The organism is Rhizobium sp. AN5 (genome assembly GCF_900215255.1).
Taxonomy (GTDB): Bacteria; Pseudomonadota; Alphaproteobacteria; order Rhizobiales; family Rhizobiaceae; genus Agrobacterium; species Agrobacterium tumefaciens.
In genome coordinates this window covers 662,935-677,388 of sequence record NZ_OCMJ01000004.1, presented here as the reverse complement: position 1 = coordinate 677,388, position 14,454 = coordinate 662,935, and the positions used below count along the sequence as shown (strand labels likewise).

The window sequence follows — 14,454 nt, the reverse complement described above, 5'->3', positions numbered from 1 at the left end:
AGCAGCAACCGCTCAAAGGAGAAACGGCATGACAAAAATCAGCGATTCCCGCGATCCCATCCTGTTTCCGACAGAAGCCAACGAAAACAAGGCCGAGAAAAAACGCGCGGGCAAGGGTGTCGTCATCATCATCGGCGCGATCGCGATCATGGCTTTCGTGGTTTATCTGGCGGCGATCACCATCGCCACCACGCAATCTTAACCGCGCATACGCCGCAGAGGCGTCAGCGCTGTGCGCTTCGCAAGCCGCGGGTTGTCAGGATCGCCAGCAGCGAGACGATGACACCCAGCCCATAGAGATAGACCATCGGCATCGTCACATCCGCACGATCGATCTGCAAAACGAGATCGCTCGCGGCAGCGACGGTGCCGCTTGCACCCGCACCGGCCGCGGCACCCAGCGTCGCGACCGTAGGCAGCAGCGCGCCGGTCATCTTGCGCTCCTCGTCCGGCGCGGCTTCCATGGCCGCCTGGCTGATGCCTGCCCAGGACATGCCGAAAGCCGAACCGATCAATATCTGCCCGATCAGCATTTCCGGCCAGTTCCCCGTCGCCAGCCCAAGCCCGAGCAGCGCACAGCCCGGCACCATCTGGTAGGGTCCGTAATGCAGGCAAAGCTCCCGCAGGCGGCCCGAACGCAGGCTGCCGATCAGCATTGCCACGAAGCTCCAGGCAAGCGGCATCGTCACGACAATAAAACCGGCGAAGGTCGGCTCATGGTGCCAGAGATTGATGGCGACATAAGCGAGATAGACGCTGCCGAGTGCATGGGCATAGGACATCAGGAACAACACCCAGAAACCGCTGCCAAGTACCGTTTTCAACCGGAAGGAATCCCTGGGGAACAGGCCGGTGGAAGGCCGGGTGCCCGCCTTCAGAGATGCCCACAACAGTGCCGCACCGACCAGCAGCGACATGATGCGCAGGCCAGTATCCTCAAAGGCGGAGGGTGCGGAGAAGGCCAATGCGCCGACGAGGCAAAGGAGCAGCGGCACCAGCGGCTTTCGCGAGGTCGCGACCGACCGTTCCGCCGAGACCGCAATCGCCGTGTAGGCCAGCAGCAGCACGATCAGCGGCGCAGACAGCAGGAATGTGGCGCGCCAGGAGATGTGCTCCGTGGCAAACCCGCCGGTGAGCGGCCCGACGAAGGACGCGACCGCCCAGATGGCCGCCTCGATGGCAAAGACCTTCGGCAGCAGAGCCGAGCGAAAGCCGGCGGGTATGAGACTGTAACACACGGCCACGATCAGGCCATCGGCAAGTCCCTGCAACGCCCGGCCGATGACGACCCATAAAAAGCTGTCAGCAAGCGCCGACATGACGGAGCCGAAGGAAAAGATAAGGCAGCACAGGAATAGAACGCTGCGTGCGCCAAAACGCTCGCGAAACAGAACGGCAGTGACACCGCCTGCCACGGAACCGACGAAGTATAGGCTGTAGGCCCAGCTATAGAAGGCCGCGCCGCCAATCTCGCGCACCGCGACCGGCAGGGCCGTGACTACTGCAAACTGGTTGAAGGCATGCAGGCCGATACCGGAGGAAATGACGGTCAGAAGCGAGAGGTTCGCCCCACCAAGCAATTCCGACCAGCTATTTTTCTCCGTCATTTCCATACTCGTCAAAGCCGTATCCTTTCCATTTTTGCGATACGGCGGGCAAACTAGAACCTCAAGCACCATTGAGGTCAAGGTGCCTTTTCACCTATTCCGCTCGAGCGAACTTGCAGGCATCAGGAACCCTCTGCCTCCCCGGTCGTTTGCGCAATGACCAGACAGAAAGGATACCACCATGGACCGCAAGAAAATCACACCTCTCAACGAAGACGCCATGGACGAGGAACTGCTCGATCTCGATATCGACGCCCTTCCGGCAAAGGGAGAAATTCCGCAGTCCATCGAACATGAAATCGAGGAAGAAGAGGCCGAGAGCGAGGACGACCCCTATCAGGAAAGCGACGAGGCCCTTCCCGATGACGAGGAAGAGCGCGTGATCGACCGCAATCCCTCACGCGAAGGCGGTGCGTTCGACGAGGTTTAGGGACTGGCGGCGGGGCGGGATGCGGCCGTCAGTGGGCCTTCGCAGGCTTGTGGGCGGCCTTTTCGACGCCTGCCGCTAGATCATCGAGGATCGGGCAATCCGGCCGGTGGTCGCCGCCGCAGCAATGGGCAAGGTGGGACAGCGTCTTCACCATGCCCTTCATCTCGGCAATCTTCTGTTCGAGATCGGCGATATGTACAAGCGCAATGTCCTTCACCGCCGAACTCTCGCGGCTCTTGTCCTGCCAGAGTTTCAGGAGCGTTTCGGTCTCCTCCAGCGAAAAGCCAAGCGTGCGCGCGCGCTTGATAAAGCGGAGATTATGCACGTCCTGCTCGCCATAAACCCGGTAGTTGTTGCCGGTGCGGGCGGCGGGGGTGATGAGGCCGATCTGCTCGTAATAACGGATCATCTTGGCGGAAACGCCGGATGCATCCGAAGCCTGTCCGATATTCATAACGCCACTTCCCTGGGGCGACCTCGCCCGTTTATAGCTACTATGTAAGGATTCCCATCATGGGAAGGTCAAGGGATAACGACATTTTTTATCGCACACACAATCGTGAGTGCCTGGGCAATGCTCTGAATTCGATGGTTACGCCGCCACACGTCTGGCGAGATAAATCGTCGCCCCACCGCAATCGGGATCGTTGACGATGTGGTCGAGAAGTCGAAACCCGTGCGCGGCAAGCAGGCTTTCATATTCTTCGCGAGCGAGGCTGGCATGGTAAAGCGGCTTTCCCTGAAGGGTCCCCGTCGCTTCCCCGTGTGCCGGCCCGGCCGTAAACATCAGTGCGGCGCCGTCATTGGCGTGCTGCCGGAAAATACCGAACATGCGGCGCTGATCGTCGGCCTTCAGATGGAAAAAACTATGCCAGGCAATCAACCCGTCGAAACGGCAACTCAAAACGAGTTCACGCATATCGGCAACCACCCAGCGCTTTTCCGGAAATCTGGTGCGGCAAATTTCTATCAGGGGATATGACGTATCGATGCCCGTCACATCATATCCGTTGCCGATGAAGTAGCCGGCAATCGGTTCGCCTGAACCGCAACCGATATCGAGGATGGATCCGCCCTGCGGCAAAAGCGACGTGAACCTATCCAGCCAGGGTTTTTCGGCAAGGGAACGACCGCGCAGCCTGTCGAAATCGGCCCCATGGTCGTTGTAGAGCTTGATCACATCGTTGGAGGCATCCACCATGTCCGCTTTTCCTTGGGGCTGGACGGCCGTATAATCATCTGTGCACCGCCAGCCGGGCAATATCGCGCAGGAAGGCGTCGCGCACTGCGGGGCCGAGCGGTTCAGTCGAGGGCTTGTCGGCAACGCGAAGCCTTGCGAAGACGATGTGCTGGCCTTCGCGCTCCGCCCAGCCGACGAACCAGCCGAAGGGGCGGCTGCGGTCGGGGTTGCCTTTTTCGTCGCGCATGAAGCCCGTGCCGGTCTTGCCGTGCACGCTCCAGCTCTCCGGCGCGTCAAACACCGGCACGATCGCCCGCGTCTTCGCCTGCGCGTCGCGCGAAACCGGCAGATTTCCGGCCAGAAGGCGGCGGATGAAGCCCACCTGCTCGACCGGGGAAACGGTCAGGGAAGCGCCGAGCCAGGAATGGGTGAGACCGTTATTCTTGCCGGGTTCACCGGATACATCGGCATTGCCGTAACCCAGACGTTTCACATAGGCGGCAAATTTTTCCGGGCCGAGGCGGCGGGTGAGTTCGCGCGAATACCACAGCACCGAATCCTGCTCCCATATGGTCGGATCAACCGTCTTGCGGTCCTGCGCGCGGGCCTCCGTGCCAGGTTTCCAGTCCCATGCGGGGGTCTTGTCATCCAGCAGGATGCCGGCGTCATAACCGATCAGGGCCAACGGTACCTTGAAGGTGGAGGCCGGCGCCACGCGCTGATCGCAGGCGCCCTGCTGGTTGATGACAGCGCCGGTCTCGATGGAGGTGACCAGCGTGCATTCAAAAGCCTGCGATTGCTGTGCGGAGGCGGAAAGCGGCAGAATACCCTGAAGGGCAATGCACGAAAGAACGATGGCGGGCAGCCGATAGCGCATGCGTTTTGATGTCCCTCGTCCGCATTTTGCGGATCATATGCCGGAATGGATGAACGGCGGCCCTTGTTTCAGGCATGCCGTTCTTCCGAAACATGCCTTAAGAAAACGATGGGGCAGGAATAGGACCAACACGAAAATTGGCGACTTCCGTCAGCTATTCTCTTTTTCGCCCGCCGTCTCACCCACTGTGAGCGGCCAGTCCACCACATAATCCTCGAAATCGTCAACCTCCACGTCCAGCTCGTTGACGGTGCGGCCGCGCGCGGAAATGCCGGCCTGATGCACCGTGTTCACGTCGCCGGAGACGAGATAGTGCCACCAGTACAGGTCCTTGCCATCGCGTACCAGCGCGTAGGCGCAGGTGGGCGGCAGCCAGCCGATTTCGTGCACCTTTTTCAAATCCAGCTGGATACAGTCCGGCACGGTGGCGCGGCGGTTCTCATAGTCGGAACACCGACAGCTTTCACCGTCAAGCAGCTGACAGCGGACCGACGTGAACACCACTTCGCCGGTGTCCCAATCTTCCAGCTTGTTCAGACAGCACAGGCCGCAGCCGTCGCACAGGCTTTCCCATTCCTGGCCACTCATCTCTTCAAGTGATTTGGTTTTCCAGAACGGCGCGTCATTCATCGTTAACATTTCCGTTCCATTTTGATCTCTTGGAGGGCAAGGTTTAACCGATCCCTAATCCTTAATATCGTATCGCCAAGGGCTGGTTTGTACGATATTTTAGCATTTTGGCGAGTGGCAAAGGGTCATTGACCCGCGAGAGGCCGCCGCGTCAAGCAATTCCAGCAGAACCATGTCATGGTTTTGCGTCCGGAATTGGATGAAGCACAGAAACATTGACAATCCGCGTTGCGTTGAACAGGAAAACATCGCCAGGTGCAGGAAGAAAAAGACGATAAAAACAGTCGCAAAAAGCGGCACATCCTGCTGAGAATCGATAGCTTTATCGACTCCGGCCTGTGGACGGTTGCGGCAAGGCTGGTGGATTTCTGGGAAGACGTCACCATTGCCTCGCGCAAACTGCATGTGCGCGGCTGGAAGAAGCTTCTCGTCAACCTGACCTGCGACGCGCTGACCTTCGGAACGGCCGGCTGTGTCGTGCTTCTGGCGCTTGCCATGCCCGCCTTTGAGGAAACCAAGAAGGACTGGCGCTATCGCGGCGATTTTGCCGTGACCTTCCTTGACCGTTACGGCAACACCATCGGCCATCGCGGCATCATCCATGAGGATTCCGTCCCGATCGACCAGATGCCGGATCATTTCATCAAGGCGGTTCTGGCCACCGAAGACAGGCGTTTCTTCGACCATTTCGGCATCGATTTCATCGGCCTTGCCCGCGCCATGAGCGAGAATGCCCGCGCCGGCGGCGTGGTGCAGGGCGGCTCGACGCTGACGCAGCAGCTTGCCAAGAACCTGTTCCTTACCAATGAGCGCTCGCTGGAGCGCAAGATCAAGGAAGCCTTCCTCGCGCTGTGGCTCGAGGCCAACATGTCGAAGAAGGAAATCCTCAGCCTCTATCTTGACCGCGCCTATATGGGCGGCGGCACGTTCGGGGCGGCAGCGGCGGCGCAATTTTACTTCGGCAAGAACCTGACCGATGTCACGCTTGCCGAATCCGCCATTCTCGCCGGCCTGTTCAAGGCGCCGGCCAAATACGCACCGCATGTCAACCTGCCCGCCGCACGTGCGCGCGCCAACACCGTGCTTTCCAACCTGGTGCAGAGCGGGCTGATGACCGAGGGTCAGGTGATCGGCGCGCGGCGCAATCCAGCCACCGTCATCGACCGCGCCGATGTGAAAGCCCCGGATTATTTCCTCGACTGGGCGTTTGACGAGGTACAGCGGCTGGCGGCGCAGGGCAGGTTCAAGGACCATACCGTCGTCGTGCGCACCACCATCGATACCGGGCTGCAACAGGCAGCCGAGCAGGCGATGGAAATGGAGCTGCGCGAGTATGGCGAGGGCTACCGCGTCAAGCAGGGCGCGATGGTGATGATCGAAAACGGCGGCGCGTTGCGCGCCATGGTCGGCGGGCGTGACTACGGCGAAAGCCAGTTCAACCGCGCGACGGCGGCGCTGCGCCAGCCGGGATCCTCCTTCAAGGTCTATACCTACTCGGCCGCCATGGAAAAGGGCATGAAGCCGGAGACGCTGATTTCCGACGCGCCCGTGACCTGGCGCGGCTGGTCGCCGCAGAATTATGGCCGCTCCTACGCGGGCAAGGTGACGTTGCAGGTGGCGCTTGCCAAATCCTACAACACCGTGCCGGTGCGTCTCGCCAAAGACGTGCTCGGCACGCAGGTGATCGTCGACACCGCCAAGGCGATGGGCGTCGCCACGCCACTGCGCAGCGACAAGACCATTCCGCTCGGCACATCGGAACTGACGGTTCTCGATCAGGCGACGGCCTATGCCGTGTTCCCGGCCGATGGCATGCAATCGCGCCGCCACGGCATCGAGCAGGTGCTGGATTACGAGGGCAAGGTTCTCTACGATTTCGGCCGTGACGAGGAGCCTGCCAAGCGGGTGCTTTCCGAAGAGGCCAATTCGAAGATGAACCAGATGCTGGTGACCATTCCCGTGATGGGAACGGCCCGGCGCGGCGCACTCGAAAACGGCATCGTTTCCGGCGGCAAGACCGGCACGTCGCAGGCTTACCGCGACGCCTGGTATGTGGGCTTCACCGGCAACTACACCACGGCGGTCTGGTTCGGAAACGACGATTTCACGCCGATGAACAACATGACCGGCGGCGCGCTTCCCGCCATGACCTTCAAGCGGCTTATGGACTACGCCCATCAAGGCATGGAGCTTCGCCCCATTCCCGGCATCCAGAACCCGCTGCCGACTGGCGCGCGCCCGCAGCCTTCGGCCCAGGTCGCTGCCGCATCCGCCACTGCTGCACCCGCCATGCCGGCACTTACCCGCCCACGCTCGCTCTCAGCCGAAGCAACCCGCGTCATCCGTTCCATCGCCAAGAAGATGAAGGAAGCCGCGCCTTTGACTGTCACGACGCAGAAGGTTGCGGATGCGTCGTTGCGGGATGGCCCGGGGGATGCGGCCCGGCGGTGACGGCTTGGCAACCTTGGCTCATAATGCTGAAGGCGTTTTTCCCTCCAGATTGCTGCCTGCACTCGGCTTTAGAAAAATCCACATTTGGTGCTTGACCTCAATCGTGGTTGAGGTTGCACAGTCCGGTTGCAAGAAAGCGAATGCCCGAAAGGCGCAGCGCTAGGCAATTGAGGACAGGAAATGGTGAAAGTAAAAGCATTGTTCGAGACGCATTTGACGGTTTCGAACCTGGAACGCTCGGTTGAGTTTTATCGTAATGTTGTCGGTCTGGAGCTGGCACAACGATTCCCTGAACGGAATGTGGCGTTCTTCTGGACCGGCGAACGTGGGCATTCGATGCTTGGCCTATGGTCCATCCATTCCGCACCCATCAATATGAGACTGCACATCGCCTTCAGCGTCGATTTTGATCAGCTTCTCGCCGCACCGGACTATCTACGCCGAAACGGCGTAACTCCGCTCGGTTTTGACGGCGAAAAGGAGATCGACGAGCCCGTCGTCTTTCCATGGATGCCGGCAGCCAGCGTCTATTTCAAGGATCCCGACGGCCACTCGCTGGAATATATCGCGTTTCTTGGCGGCGAAGCAAAACCGCAGATTCCGCGCGTGTTGAACTGGAGCGAATGGCAGACTATTTGATCTGCCTCAGGAAAGAAGCGCCGCCCGTGCTGTTTCCACCACATGGGCGGTGAGCGTGCCGAGGCGTTCAGCGGCGAGCCGATTGACCTGCCAGTAAAGCGGGATATCGAGCGGCGTGCCGGGAACGACTTCCACAAGCCGCCCCGCCTGGAGGTGCTCTCCCACCAGCTGCACCGGATTGAGGCCCCAGCCCATGCCGGCAAGACTTGCCTTCACGAAACCGTCGGTCGAGGGCAGCCAATGGGTGGGATAGGATATATCCTCACCCAGCGCTTTTTTGATCCAACTGGCCTGCAGCCTGTCCTTCTGGTTGAAGGTAAGCCCCGGCGCGCGGGCAAGCGTGGCGGGCGTGACGCCATCGGAGAAATGGCGCGCCATGAAAGCAGGGCTGGCGGTGGCGTGATATCTGAGCACGCCGAGAGCCAAGACCCGGCAGCCCTGTACAGGCTTGGCATGGGCGGTGACGGCGGCGAGCACCCTGCCCCCGCGCAGCCATTCCACCGTATGGTCCTGATCGTCCACCGCGATGTTGACGAGATAGTCGCTGCCACCGGTGAATTTCGAAACCGCGTCGAGAAACCATGTGCCGAGACTATCGGCATTGGTGGCAATGTTGAGCGTGACACGCTCCGCCGCCGCGCCCGCTTCCGAAAGAACCGGAAGCTGCCGGAACAGTTCGCTTTCCAGCATGCCGACGTGGTCCATGTGCCTGCAGAGCCATTCGCCCTTTTCCGTCGCCACGCAAGGATTACCGCGCACGATCAGCACCACGCCGAGGCGCTCCTCCAGCTGCTTGATGCGCTGGGAAACGGCCGAGGGCGTGACACACAGCACCTGTGCCGCCTTCTCAAAGCTGCCGGTCTGGGCCACGAGCGCCACGGCGCGCATGGAAGGATAGTCCAGCATCAAAGGCCTCCTTGTAAAGGTTGATATGGGCGTGGTGGGCGGGAAGCGGCCGGGCAGTAGCAGTAGCCGTAGCACTCTCCTCTTCCTTCATTCCTGTGCTTGTCACAGGAATCCAGCCAGACCAAGTCCTTGGGCTGAAACGACTCTTCCGCCGCGCAGACGCGCGTCGACTGGATTCCCGCGACGAGCACAGGAATGAGGGTCAGGCGAGGTGCCGGCACATGAAACCGCCCTGTCGCATCGTTTTTGCCCGTCATTAGTTTTACTTACTTGAACTGAGTTTGTTTAATTTGATTAAACCATGTGAGGGAAATATCAAAGCACTCGGTCTGGAAGCGGTGGCATCATCCATCCGCACAGGCAGAGACAAAAAGGCAGCAGCCAGCACATGGACATTCAGATCTTCTTCACCGGCCTGACGATGGGTCTCAGCCTCATCGTTGCCATCGGCGCCCAGAATGCTTTCGTTCTGAAGCAGGGGCTGGCGCGCTCCCATGTTTTTGCCGTCTGTGCCACCTGCGCGATTTCCGATGCGCTGCTGATCACCGTCGGCGTCTTCGGTTTTCAGCGGATAAGCGCCGTCATGCCGGCGCTCGATCCCATCATGCGGTATGCCGGTGCGGCGTTTCTCATCTGGTATGGCGCGAAAAGCCTACATTCGGCCCTGCGTTCATCGGAGGTGCTTTCGGTGGCGGAAAGGCGGGAGGCGAGCCTGTGGCAGACGCTTGCCATTTGCCTGGCGCTGACCTTTCTCAACCCGCATGTCTATCTCGATACCGTCGTGTTGCTCGGCACCATCTCCACGCAATTTCCCGGCTTTGAAAAAACCTTCGCGGCGGGTGCCGCCACCGGCTCCCTGCTGTTCTTCTTTTCGCTGGGTTACGGCGCGCGCTGGCTGCGCCCGATCTTCGAAAAGCCGTCCGCCTGGCGCATCCTCGAAGGGGTTATCGCCATCACCATGTGGGCCATCGCCTTCAAGCTGGTCATGGGCGCCTAAAGCGGAGGGGTATCTCCCTCTCCAAGGTCCCAGTAGAGCCCGGCCATGATGGCAAGCGCCTCGCGGGCAATCTCTTTCGGCAGATGTTCGTTCGGCGCATGCTGCGAGCAGCCGGGATAAGAATGCGGCACCCAGATGGTGCGCAGTTTCAGTATATCGGCAAAGATATCGTTGGGCAGCGATCCGCCCAGATTGGGAAGAAGTGCCGGTTTCTTGCCCGTCGTGCGGGCAATGGAGCTCAGCGTGAAGCCGACCCATGGGTCCTGCGGATCGAGCCGGGTGGCGCGGAAAATCTCGTCGCCGGCGGGTGCGATCCGCACCATGCTGAACCCCTGCCGGTCGAGATGGCGGCGGATGGCGGGCAGCACCGCTTCCGGATCGATGCCGACAACGAAGCGCAATTGCAGCCGCGCCCATGCCCGTGGCGGAATGGCGTTGACGGGCGCGCGCGGATTTCCTGTCTCGAAGGCCAGCACCTCCAGCGCACACCAGCCGAACACACGTTCGGCGGTGGAAAGGCCGGGCTCGCCCCAGTCAGGATCGATTTTCGGACCATCCGGGCCGCCATCGATCTCGCAATCGGCAAGCGCATCACGCACCGCCTGCGGCAGTTCTTCCGGCACCAGTTCGGGCACCCGGATCTGCCCGGATGGGCCAACGAGGCTTGCCATGGCATGCGCCAGCTGCACGCCGGGATTGGACAGCGCCCCGCCCCAATTGCCGGAATGATGGCCCCCTTCCCGCGCCTCGATCACCAGATCGAAGGTAATGCCGCCGCGCGCACCGAGAAAAACTGTCGGCCGCTCCGCATTCAGGCGCGGGCCGTCGGAAGCGATCAGAAGATCGGCTTTCAGCCGCTCGCCATAGTGCCGGCAAACTTCCCTCAGGCCGGGAGAACCCCTCTCCTCGCCCATCTCGATCAGATATTTGGCGTTGAACCCAAGTCTTCCGCGCGTCTCCAGCACCGCTTTCAGCGCCGCCATGTTGACCGAATGCTGCCCCTTATTGTCGGCGGTGCCGCGCCCGTACCACCTGCCATTGCGCTCGGACATCACGAAAGGCGAAAGGCCTTCTGCCCAGCCGTCGTCAAGACCACGCACCACATCGCCGTGGCCATAACCCAGCACGGTCGGCAGATCTTCATCCTCGAAACGTTCGACGATCAGAAACGGCAAATCCGCCGCCGGGTCGCGCAGGATCGTGCAGGAAAACCCCATGGCGGTGAAAGCGGGCTGCATTTCGCGCTCCAGATAGAGCGCCAGCTCGGCACCGCGCGCCTCATCCTGGCTTTCGGTGCGAAGCGAAACGCGCCGCGCCAAGTCCTGCTCGAACCTGCCATCGTCGAAAAAGCGGGTGGCGTGGTCTATGGCGGCTTGTCGCGACATGGTGGAATCCCTCTTCTGGTCATTTCCATCAAGACTAAACAAGGCGTACCATTTTCCAAACAGGGAATCAGTGATAGTCCTCGACCTGTTCAAAAACGGGAAAACAGCGTGTTTCGAGTTCCATTCCTTGTCGGCATCGCCCTATTGATCGCCTTTGGCGGCGGCATTGCCGCGACGCTGGCAGCACTTGAGGCGACATCCGGCTTCGGCTCGATCCGCATCGGCTCATGGGATGCCTTTCCGGAAGCGCAGACGATCGAAGCCGATCCCTACGCCAAGTCGCACCGCGCCGATGCCGGCAAGCTGCTTTATGGAACGGCCGAGGGGCTGGCCTTCACCGCCTCCGTCGACAGCGACGGCCAGCGCCTGACCGGCGAATGCCGTTACCAGCTGGCGGGCGCCGTGCCGCCCTCGCGGTTCTGGACGCTCTATACCGCAGACCAGCAGGGCAATGTTCTGGCGGAAGATGCCGGACGACCGTTTGCGCTCAATTCGCGCACGCTGTTGCGCAGCGCCGATGGCGGCATCGACATCACCATCGCGCCCGATGCCCAGACCTATAACTGGCTGGCCGTGCCGCAGGGGCAGACATTCAAGCTGGTCATGACGCTGCTCGACACGCCGGTTGCCGGCAGTTCCGGCCTTATCGACATCGCCATGCCGCAAATCCGCAAGCTGGGGTGTGGCAATGCTTAGGACCCTGCTCGCCATCCTCACCGGCCTTGTCGCCGCCGCCGTGCTCCATGTCGTCATTCTTCTGGCGATACCGCATTTCAGCAATCGCGACGCCTATACCCGCGCCTTGGCGGAAGGTAAGCCGTATCAGTTTCATCTTCTCGAAGAAACGACGGAGAAAAAGACACTGGGAAGCGGCGATCCCTTCATGCGGGTTGCTGTCTGCACCTTCAATATCGAGGAAAAGCCCGTCAGGCTGACGGCCATCGGCGCGGTGCCCTTCTGGTCGGTCGCGGTTTACGACAAGGCGTCGAACGAGGTGTTCAGCATGAACGACCGCACGTCCGCAGGCGGGGTAATGGATATTCTGGTGGCGGATTCGGTGCAGATCGCGGCCATTCGCAAGGCGCAGCCGCCATCGCTCTCACAGGCCATTCTGGCGGAATCGGATCAGACGGAAGGGTATGTGGTGTTGCGGACCATGGTGCCGCAGCCGAGCTTCGGGGAAGAAGCGGAACGGTTCCTGAACGAGGCGAAATGCCAGCCGACACCCTGGAAATAGCGCCGGTCTACCAAGCGTAATCAGGATTTGAAGGCGGTTTCCGGTGCGGGCTTGCGCTTGCGCACATCCTTGCCGGCCGGTTCCGTATCGCGTTTTTCATAACGCACGCCGGTAAACAGCACGACCTTTGCCGGGCCCATAACCTTGCCGGACATTCCGGCCGGGCGCAGGCTTCGTCGGGCTTCGGCGATTGGAATAATAACTGCCATGCTCGTCTCCTCTTCGGGAGTCAATGTTGCCCATGGGAACCGCGCAAGCCTCGTCTTGCGTCGGGAATTTCATCACCATCACATTGCGCATAATCCAGCCCACAGACTGGTTTTCGCACGACCCACAAATCGATGGCGATTTTGCAAGGTGTCGTGCGCATATCAAGGCTTCGGCATGCCATTTTCGAAATTATTCTATCAATCAGAATAACATGGAATCCTAATACTGCCCATGAAATTAGAAACAGACAGAGGTTAATGATCCGTTAACCCTAATCGCCGGGCGCCAACTTATCCTTCATAAAGCTGCACCCGTTTAAAACAAAGGCGAGACGGCAAGGTTCCATGACGTTTTGTCCGTCACGAAGGTTTTAAAATTTCCTTGTTGATAAACGCACAATAACGCTTGCCACCCCCCATAGTTAACAGGGTGTCAACGGATTTGCTCTAATTTGAACCGATATTGTGTTTGCGTTTTTGTTGGGTAGTGCGTTGACCGACCGGTTTCGAGAACTTGAGAGGCCAAGAGCCGTGAGGAAGAAAGATGTGGTGCTAATGGCCACTGTCACGAATTTTGAGACTGTTCCCCATCCGTCAAAAACGGACCTTCGGCAGTTTGCCGAGCTTTTCATGCCGCTTTTCAACGCTTCCACCGAAGAGGCAAAGCGGGAAGCCATTGCAGCGCTTTCCCAGCATCCAAACGTGCCTTCGGCGGTTGCCTTCTTCATCGCCTGCCAGCCGATTTCCATTGCCGCCCCCTTCCTGATTTCGTCGAAGTGCCTCGATGACGACACGCTGATCACCATTGCCCGCACGCAAGGGGCCGCCCATGCCCGCGCCATCGTGCGGCGCGAGGACCTGTCGCCGACCGTCATCGACGCGCTTGTCGGCCTGCGGCACATGGAAGACCTGAAGCGACCCGATGACGCGACGCCTCCCGCCATGCCGGAGCCCGCCATTGCGCAGCCGGCAGACGTCGAGATCAAATCCACCGCCGTGGAAGAGGAAATGCGCCAGCGCATCAAACGGATGGCGCATCAGCTCAGCCGCCCGGAAAGCGACGTTCTTGGCCTGCGCCGCCTGAGCGACGTGCAGGAAGCGCTGCTCGTGCGGTTCGCCCGCGAGCGTGACGCGCGGCAGTTTGCGGTGACGCTGGCGGATTCGCTGTCGTCCAGCTACTGGCTGTCGGAGCGCATCATGCTCGACATATCAGGCACGCAGCTCGCCACCACCCTGATCGGGCTCGGCATGGAATTTTCCGAAGCCGCCTTCATATTGCAATGCTTCTATCCGCATCTTGCCGCCGCAGAAGGCGACATGAGCCGCGCTGAGGCCCTGCTCGAGCGCCTCGAAATCATCGAATGCGAAGAGCGGGTGGAAAGCTGGCGGCGCGCCGACAGCTACACCCACGGCCGCGAACGACCGAACCAAAGCGCACCTGTCATTCACAGAACGGGGACGTGAGGGTTAAAGCGGCCACCCCTTGCCCGGAGCAATTCCGGGCGCAAAGCTGCTGCAGGCTTTAAATCTTCGGCTGGTCCACCAGCGTCAGGAGAGTGCCGATCTCGTCCGTTTCGATCTCGACGACCCATAGATCGCTGTCGAAGCGCCGCTCCCTTTCGAGAAGAGCAGCACTTTCCTCCCCCTCCACACCCGCAAGGCGCGTCTCGAAACGGCGTTCGGCCCGGACTTCCTCGTCCTCGGCAAAACTCTGCGGCGCAGGTCCATAGAGGTTTTCGCGGCCATCACGAAGGCGCTGGCGGATGAAGATCGCACCGGCCTCTTCCGCACCCTTCTTTTCGACAGCGGCAAAGCCACCAGCGGAAAACACGCGGCGGATAAGGGCTGATACGAAGATTTCGGATTTGAGGCGCATTGGGGGTGCTTTCGATGGAGGCGGCAGGCC

The 14,454-nt window shown here is 60.4% G+C and carries 17 protein-coding genes; 8 read left to right on the top strand and 9 right to left on the bottom strand.

From position 1 onward, the window contains the following. Positions 1-28 precede the first annotated feature (28 nt). On the top strand, positions 29-202 hold the full coding sequence (locus CRP02_RS15705) for a hypothetical protein (RefSeq protein ID WP_097171672.1): 174 nt from the start codon (positions 29-31) through the stop codon (positions 200-202). 22 nt (positions 203-224) lie between these two features. Here CRP02_RS15705 and CRP02_RS15700 read toward each other — a convergent pair whose 3' ends face one another. Further along, a complete protein-coding gene (locus tag CRP02_RS15700; protein WP_179784153.1) occupies positions 225-1,613 on the bottom strand; it encodes an MFS transporter in 1,389 nt (462 codons plus the stop codon). Between the two features lie 175 nt (positions 1,614-1,788). Here CRP02_RS15700 and CRP02_RS15695 point away from each other — a divergent pair, with 175 nt between their 5' ends. Next, complete coding sequence (locus CRP02_RS15695) at positions 1,789-2,037, top strand: hypothetical protein (RefSeq protein WP_097101947.1); 249 nt, start codon at positions 1,789-1,791, stop codon at positions 2,035-2,037. 28 nt (positions 2,038-2,065) lie between these two features. On the opposite strand, the gene cueR is transcribed toward CRP02_RS15695, so the two are convergent. The 4 genes from cueR to CRP02_RS15675 form a co-directional block, all read right to left on the bottom strand. Beyond that, entirely contained in the window at positions 2,066-2,491 is a 426-nt protein-coding gene (gene cueR / locus CRP02_RS15690) for a Cu(I)-responsive transcriptional regulator (protein WP_097171671.1), read from the bottom strand. 138 nt (positions 2,492-2,629) lie between these two features. Next, positions 2,630-3,238 (bottom strand): class I SAM-dependent DNA methyltransferase, encoded by a 609-nt coding sequence (locus CRP02_RS15685; RefSeq protein WP_097171670.1) that lies wholly within the window; start codon positions 3,236-3,238, stop codon positions 2,630-2,632. 34 nt (positions 3,239-3,272) lie between these two features. Beyond that, entirely contained in the window at positions 3,273-4,094 is an 822-nt protein-coding gene (gene blaOXA, locus CRP02_RS15680; RefSeq protein WP_097171669.1) for a class D beta-lactamase, read from the bottom strand. A 150-nt stretch (positions 4,095-4,244) separates the two neighbouring features. Next, positions 4,245-4,724 carry a YcgN family cysteine cluster protein gene (locus tag CRP02_RS15675; RefSeq protein ID WP_019564095.1) on the bottom strand — a complete coding sequence of 160 codons (480 nt, stop codon included), beginning with the start codon at positions 4,722-4,724 and terminating at the stop codon, positions 4,245-4,247. A gap of 255 nt (positions 4,725-4,979) precedes the next feature. Here CRP02_RS15675 and CRP02_RS15670 point away from each other — a divergent pair, with 255 nt between their 5' ends. Together CRP02_RS15670 and CRP02_RS15665 are read left to right on the top strand one after the other, a co-directional pair. After that, complete coding sequence (locus tag CRP02_RS15670; protein WP_097171668.1) at positions 4,980-7,175, top strand: transglycosylase domain-containing protein; 2,196 nt, start codon at positions 4,980-4,982, stop codon at positions 7,173-7,175. Between the two features lie 180 nt (positions 7,176-7,355). Next, a complete protein-coding gene (locus tag CRP02_RS15665; RefSeq protein WP_097101941.1) occupies positions 7,356-7,814 on the top strand; it encodes a VOC family protein in 459 nt (152 codons plus the stop codon). A 6-nt stretch (positions 7,815-7,820) separates the two neighbouring features. Here the strand turns inward: CRP02_RS15665 and CRP02_RS15660 are convergent, their stop codons facing one another. Next, positions 7,821-8,720: a LysR family transcriptional regulator ArgP gene (locus CRP02_RS15660; protein WP_097171667.1), complete on the bottom strand. Its 900-nt coding sequence runs from the start codon at positions 8,718-8,720 to the stop codon at positions 7,821-7,823. 388 nt (positions 8,721-9,108) lie between these two features. Here CRP02_RS15660 and CRP02_RS15650 point away from each other — a divergent pair, with 388 nt between their 5' ends. Continuing rightward, on the top strand, positions 9,109-9,717 hold the full coding sequence (locus CRP02_RS15650; protein WP_097171666.1) for a LysE/ArgO family amino acid transporter: 609 nt from the start codon (positions 9,109-9,111) through the stop codon (positions 9,715-9,717). Here the strand turns inward: CRP02_RS15650 and CRP02_RS15645 are convergent. Continuing rightward, complete coding sequence (locus tag CRP02_RS15645) at positions 9,714-11,102, bottom strand: M20 family metallopeptidase (protein ID WP_097171665.1); 1,389 nt, start codon at positions 11,100-11,102, stop codon at positions 9,714-9,716. The two genes, CRP02_RS15650 and CRP02_RS15645, sit on opposite strands and share 4 nt — an antisense overlap. Positions 11,103-11,210: 108 nt before the next feature. On the opposite strand from CRP02_RS15645, the gene CRP02_RS15640 reads away from it, so the two are divergent. Further along, positions 11,211-11,798: a DUF1214 domain-containing protein gene (locus tag CRP02_RS15640; protein ID WP_003512054.1), complete on the top strand. Its 588-nt coding sequence runs from the start codon at positions 11,211-11,213 to the stop codon at positions 11,796-11,798. After that, the gene (locus CRP02_RS15635) at positions 11,791-12,339 is read left to right on the top strand and encodes a DUF1254 domain-containing protein (protein WP_097171664.1); all 549 of its coding nucleotides are present in this window, start codon (positions 11,791-11,793) and stop codon (positions 12,337-12,339) included. The genes CRP02_RS15640 and CRP02_RS15635 overlap by 8 nt, the downstream gene beginning before the upstream one ends. Positions 12,340-12,359: 20 nt before the next feature. Here the strand turns inward: CRP02_RS15635 and CRP02_RS15630 are convergent, their stop codons facing one another. Next, positions 12,360-12,548, bottom strand: a complete 189-nt coding sequence (locus tag CRP02_RS15630) for a hypothetical protein (protein ID WP_097171663.1) — start codon at positions 12,546-12,548, stop codon at positions 12,360-12,362. Positions 12,549-13,103: 555 nt separating this feature from the next. Here CRP02_RS15630 and CRP02_RS15625 point away from each other — a divergent pair. Then, on the top strand, positions 13,104-14,012 hold the full coding sequence (locus tag CRP02_RS15625) for a DUF2336 domain-containing protein (protein WP_179784036.1): 909 nt from the start codon (positions 13,104-13,106) through the stop codon (positions 14,010-14,012). A gap of 58 nt (positions 14,013-14,070) precedes the next feature. Here the strand turns inward: CRP02_RS15625 and CRP02_RS15620 are convergent, their stop codons facing one another. Next, positions 14,071-14,424: a DUF1491 family protein gene (locus CRP02_RS15620; RefSeq protein WP_003512046.1), complete on the bottom strand. Its 354-nt coding sequence runs from the start codon at positions 14,422-14,424 to the stop codon at positions 14,071-14,073. Positions 14,425-14,454: the final 30 nt, after the last annotated feature.

Bases quoted from the DNA above. Each gene is read 5' to 3' on its own strand.
- CRP02_RS15705 (WP_097171672.1), top strand. From the start codon at position 29: ATGACAAAAATCAGCGATTCCCGCGATCCCATCCTGTTTCCGACAGAA.
- CRP02_RS15700 (WP_179784153.1), bottom strand. From the start codon at position 1,613: ATGGAAATGACGGAGAAAAATAGCTGGTCGGAATTGCTTGGTGGGGCG.
- CRP02_RS15695 (WP_097101947.1), top strand. From the start codon at position 1,789: ATGGACCGCAAGAAAATCACACCTCTCAACGAAGACGCCATGGACGAG.
- cueR (WP_097171671.1), bottom strand. From the start codon at position 2,491: ATGAATATCGGACAGGCTTCGGATGCATCCGGCGTTTCCGCCAAGATG.
- CRP02_RS15685 (WP_097171670.1), bottom strand. From the start codon at position 3,238: ATGGTGGATGCCTCCAACGATGTGATCAAGCTCTACAACGACCATGGG.
- blaOXA (WP_097171669.1), bottom strand. From the start codon at position 4,094: ATGCGCTATCGGCTGCCCGCCATCGTTCTTTCGTGCATTGCCCTTCAG.
- CRP02_RS15675 (WP_019564095.1), bottom strand. From the start codon at position 4,724: ATGAATGACGCGCCGTTCTGGAAAACCAAATCACTTGAAGAGATGAGT.
- CRP02_RS15665 (WP_097101941.1), top strand. From the start codon at position 7,356: ATGGTGAAAGTAAAAGCATTGTTCGAGACGCATTTGACGGTTTCGAAC.
- CRP02_RS15660 (WP_097171667.1), bottom strand. From the start codon at position 8,720: ATGCTGGACTATCCTTCCATGCGCGCCGTGGCGCTCGTGGCCCAGACC.
- CRP02_RS15650 (WP_097171666.1), top strand. From the start codon at position 9,109: ATGGACATTCAGATCTTCTTCACCGGCCTGACGATGGGTCTCAGCCTC.
- CRP02_RS15645 (WP_097171665.1), bottom strand. From the start codon at position 11,102: ATGTCGCGACAAGCCGCCATAGACCACGCCACCCGCTTTTTCGACGAT.
- CRP02_RS15635 (WP_097171664.1), top strand. From the start codon at position 11,791: ATGCTTAGGACCCTGCTCGCCATCCTCACCGGCCTTGTCGCCGCCGCC.
- CRP02_RS15630 (WP_097171663.1), bottom strand. From the start codon at position 12,548: ATGGCAGTTATTATTCCAATCGCCGAAGCCCGACGAAGCCTGCGCCCG.
- CRP02_RS15625 (WP_179784036.1), top strand. From the start codon at position 13,104: ATGGCCACTGTCACGAATTTTGAGACTGTTCCCCATCCGTCAAAAACG.
- CRP02_RS15620 (WP_003512046.1), bottom strand. From the start codon at position 14,424: ATGCGCCTCAAATCCGAAATCTTCGTATCAGCCCTTATCCGCCGCGTG.